General features: G+C 70.4%; 3 protein-coding genes and 1 pseudogene. 3 read left to right on the forward strand and 1 reads right to left on the reverse strand.

Annotated features, from left to right (window positions below; genetic code table 11):
- Nucleotides 1-448: pseudogene (locus KBX39_RS25645) on the reverse strand (aminoglycoside phosphotransferase family protein); the annotation flags it as partial.
- Nucleotides 449-541: 93 nt separating this feature from the next.
- Here KBX39_RS25645 and KBX39_RS25650 point away from each other — a divergent pair.
- From KBX39_RS25650 to KBX39_RS25660, 3 genes are all read left to right on the forward strand, one after another.
- Nucleotides 542-1,078 (forward strand): DUF4240 domain-containing protein, encoded by a 537-nt coding sequence (locus tag KBX39_RS25650; RefSeq protein ID WP_210872909.1) that lies wholly within the window; start codon nt 542-544, stop codon nt 1,076-1,078.
- Nucleotides 1,079-1,184: 106 nt separating this feature from the next.
- On the forward strand, nt 1,185-3,062 hold the full coding sequence (gene lepA / locus KBX39_RS25655) for a translation elongation factor 4 (protein ID WP_210872912.1): 1,878 nt from the start codon (nt 1,185-1,187) through the stop codon (nt 3,060-3,062).
- Between the two features lie 220 nt (nt 3,063-3,282).
- The gene (locus tag KBX39_RS25660; RefSeq protein ID WP_043328996.1) at nt 3,283-3,570 is read left to right on the forward strand and encodes a GlsB/YeaQ/YmgE family stress response membrane protein; all 288 of its coding nucleotides are present in this window, start codon (nt 3,283-3,285) and stop codon (nt 3,568-3,570) included.
- The last annotated feature ends 286 nt before the right edge of the window (nt 3,571-3,856 follow it).

A 3,856-nucleotide genomic window follows, 5' to 3' on the forward strand; every position in this document is an offset into this window, starting at 1 on the left:
GCGGGGCGGGGCGGGCGGCCGCCTCCTCTGCGTACGTGGCGAGGGCGGCGTGCAGCTCGGCCGGCGCCCAGGGCAGCGCGGGGGTGTGCCCGTCGATCGCGTCGAGCGCCAGCGCGTACCAGCCGGACTCGGTGAGCGCCCAGCGCGGCCGGGGCACCGGCAGGCCGGCCGGGAGCCGGGCCAGGATCGCCGCCTCGTGGGCGTACCAGTCGACCAGGTGCCGTTGCCCGTGCAGCGCCGCCGCCTTGACGAACACGCGCTCACCGTCTGGGCCGGTCAGCACGGCGGCGAATCCGCTGGTGAACCCGCCGGCGGCCACCCGTACCGCCGCCGGTGGGCCGCCGAGCCGGGCGGCCAGCGCGTTCCGCAGCCCGGCCGGCAGGTCGGCCCAGCCCGGCCGCACGGCCGTCGACCCGTACGCGACGGGCGGGAGTGAGATCGCACGCACCGCACCATGCTGCCGCACGTGGGCCGCGCCGCCCGCTGCACCGGTGGCGCGCGGCGAACCGGCGCGTCGGAGGGCTCTGCCAGACTGCCTGCCATGAGGACCGACGAGTTCTGGCAGCTGATCGACGACGCCCGCGCCGGGGCCGGGGGAGAGCCCGACGCGGTCGCCGCCCGGGCGGTCGCGCTGCTGGCCGAGCGCGACCCGGAGGAGATCGTCGGGTACGCCCACCACCAGCGGCGGGTGCTCGCCGCCTCCTACCGGGTGGATCTCTGGGGCGCGGCGTACCTGATCAACGGCGGCGCCTCGGACGACGGCTTCGAGTATTTCCGGGGCTGGCTGATGACCCAGGGCCGGGCGGTGTTCGCCAAGGCGGTCGGCGACCCGGACTCGCTCGCCGAGTTGCCGCAGGTGCGGGCGGCGGCGCTCAGCGGCGAGGAGTTCGAGTGCGAGGACATGCTGGCGGTGCCGTGGGACGCGTACCGGAAGGCCACCGCGAGCGACCTGCCGGCCGAGCCTGACCCGGTGCCGGTGCCCGACCTGAACGACTTCTGGGACTTCGACGACGAGGAGGAGGCCCGGCGTCGGCTGCCGAGGCTGGCCACCCTCTTCGTGGAGCCACCCGTGGAATAGCAGTGGAGTAAAGGGGGAGTCCGGGCGCTCCCGGGGCGACGTGGGACCATGGAGGGGGCCGGCGGCGCGCCGGCCCGCTCACGTCAGCCGACCAGAACGGACCGCTGTGCCACCGACGCTCGATCCCGGCGCGAACGCTCCTGGTGCCACCGACCCGGCGCGCATCCGGAACTTCTGCATCATCGCCCACATCGACCACGGGAAGTCGACCCTGGCCGACCGGATGTTGCAGCTCACCGGTGTGGTCGACCCACGGCAGATGCGCGCGCAGTACCTGGACCGGATGGACATTGAGCGCGAGCGCGGCATCACCATCAAGAGCCAGGCCGTGCGGATGCCGTGGACGATCCGCGAGGGCGACCGGGCCGGTGAGACGGCCGTGCTCAACATGATCGACACTCCGGGCCACGTGGACTTCACCTACGAGGTGTCCCGTTCGCTGGCTGCCTGCGAGGGTGCGATCCTGCTCGTCGACGCCGCGCAGGGCATCGAGGCGCAGACGCTCGCCAACCTCTACCTGGCGCTCGAGAACGACCTGCACATCATCCCGGTGCTCAACAAGATCGACCTGCCGGCCGCCCAGCCGGAGAAGTACGCCGAGGAGCTGGCGCACCTGATCGGCGGCGACCCGGCGGACTGCATCAAGGTCTCCGGCAAGACCGGCGAGGGCGTGCCGTACCTGCTGGACGAGATCGTCCGGCAGTTCGTGCCGCCGGTGGGTGACGCCGAGGCCCCGGCCCGCGCGATGATCTTCGACTCGGTGTACGACGTCTACCGGGGCGTGGTCACGTACGTCCGGGTGATCGACGGCCGGATCTCGGCCCGGGACCGGATCAAGATGATGTCCACCGGCGCGGTCCACGAGCTGCTGGAGATCGGTGTCATCTCGCCGGAGATGGTCAAGGCCGACGCGCTCGGCGTCGGCGAGGTGGGCTACCTGATCACCGGCGTGAAGGACGTGCGCCAGTCCCGGGTCGGTGACACGGTCACCATCAACAACAACCCGGCCAAGGAGGCGCTCGGCGGTTACAAGGACCCGAAGCCGATGGTCTACTCGGGGCTCTACCCGATCGACGGCTCGGACTACCCGAACCTGCGCGAGGCGCTGGACAAGCTCAAGCTCAACGACGCCGCGCTGGTCTATGAGCCGGAGACCTCCGGCGCGCTGGGCTTCGGCTTCCGCTGCGGCTTCCTCGGCCTGCTGCACCTGGAGATCATCCGGGAGCGGCTGGAGCGGGAGTTCAACCTCGACCTGATCTCCACCGCCCCGAACGTGGTCTACCGGGCCATCCAGGAGGACGGCGAGGAGATCGTGGTCACCAACCCGAGCGAGTACCCGACCGGCAAGATCGCGGAGGTGTACGAGCCGACGGTGCGGGCGACGGTGCTGACCCCGAACGACTACGTCGGCGCGGTGATGGAGTTGTGCCAGGGCCGCCGGGGCAGCCTGCTCGGCATGGACTACCTCTCCGCCGACCGGGTGGAGCTGCGCTACACGCTGCCGCTGGCCGAGATCATCTTCGACTTCTTCGACCAGCTCAAGAGCCGTACCAAGGGTTACGCCTCACTGGACTACGAGCCCTCCGGCGAGCAGGCGTCGGACCTGGTGAAGGTGGACATCCTGCTGCACGGCGAGCCGGTCGACGCGTTCAGCGCGATCGTGCACAAGGACAAGGCGTACACGTACGGCACGACGATCGCGGCGAAGCTGCGTTCGCTGATCCCGCGCCAGCAGTTCGAGGTGCCGATCCAGGCGGCGATCGGGAGCCGGGTGATCGCCCGGGAGACCATCCGCGCGATCCGCAAGGACGTGCTCGCCAAGTGCTACGGCGGTGACATCAGCCGCAAGAGCAAGCTGCTGGAGAAGCAGAAGGAGGGCAAGAAGCGGATGAAGATGGTGGGCCGGGTGGAGGTCCCCCAGGAGGCGTTCATCGCGGCGCTCTCGTCCGACTCCGGTGACGGCAAGCCCGCCGGCAAGAAGTAGCGGTCCGGCTCCGCGCAGCGGCCGGCGTCCCCTCGCAGGGGCGCCGGCCGTTCGCGTACCCAGGAGATTTTCAGCCGGTGGCAGCGCTCCCACCTGCGGGTTCGCGTCAGCCGGGAGGGTGGCGGTCGATGCGGCCGGTTTCGGTTTTCGATGCGTCGGGCACTTAGCGGTCACGACAGCAACCGCACAGAACGTGCGAAATCGCTTTAGGAGGACGACCGTGGAGTTCACCGTCTGGGGCATCATCACCGCGCTGGTCGTGGGTCTGATCGTCGGCGCGCTGGGCCGGCTGGTCGTGCCGGGCCGGCAGAACATGCCGATCTGGCTGCACATGGTGATCGGCGTCGGCGCGGCGCTGCTGGGCACCGTCCTGGCCCGCGCGCTCGGCATCGCCACGCAGACCGCCGGCATCGACTGGGCCGAGCTGGCCGTGCAGGTCGTGCTCGCCGCCATCGGTGTGGCCCTGGTGGCCGGCGTCGGCCGCCGCAGCAGCGTCTCGCGTTACTGATCGACGCATCACGCGCCTCGACGGGTGCCCGGCCGCATCGGCCGGGCACCCGTCGGCGTATCGGCGCATTGAACACCGTCGGTGTGCCGGGCCCGCCCGCCGCGCCCGGTTTCGGGGAGAAGTAGCAGGTCAGGGTACGTCTGAACAATTCGTCATCGGAGTCGGTTTGGATTTCCGGGCGGTCGGGAACTTAGCGATCACGACAGTAACCACACAAAAACGTGTGACCGGATCTTAAGGAGGAGGGCGACCATGGAGCTCACCGTTTGGGGCATCATCACGGCGC

It is taken from the genome of Micromonospora sp. D75 (assembly GCF_018070405.1).
In the GTDB taxonomy this organism is placed as follows: Bacteria; Actinomycetota; Actinomycetes; order Mycobacteriales; family Micromonosporaceae; genus Micromonospora; species Micromonospora chalcea.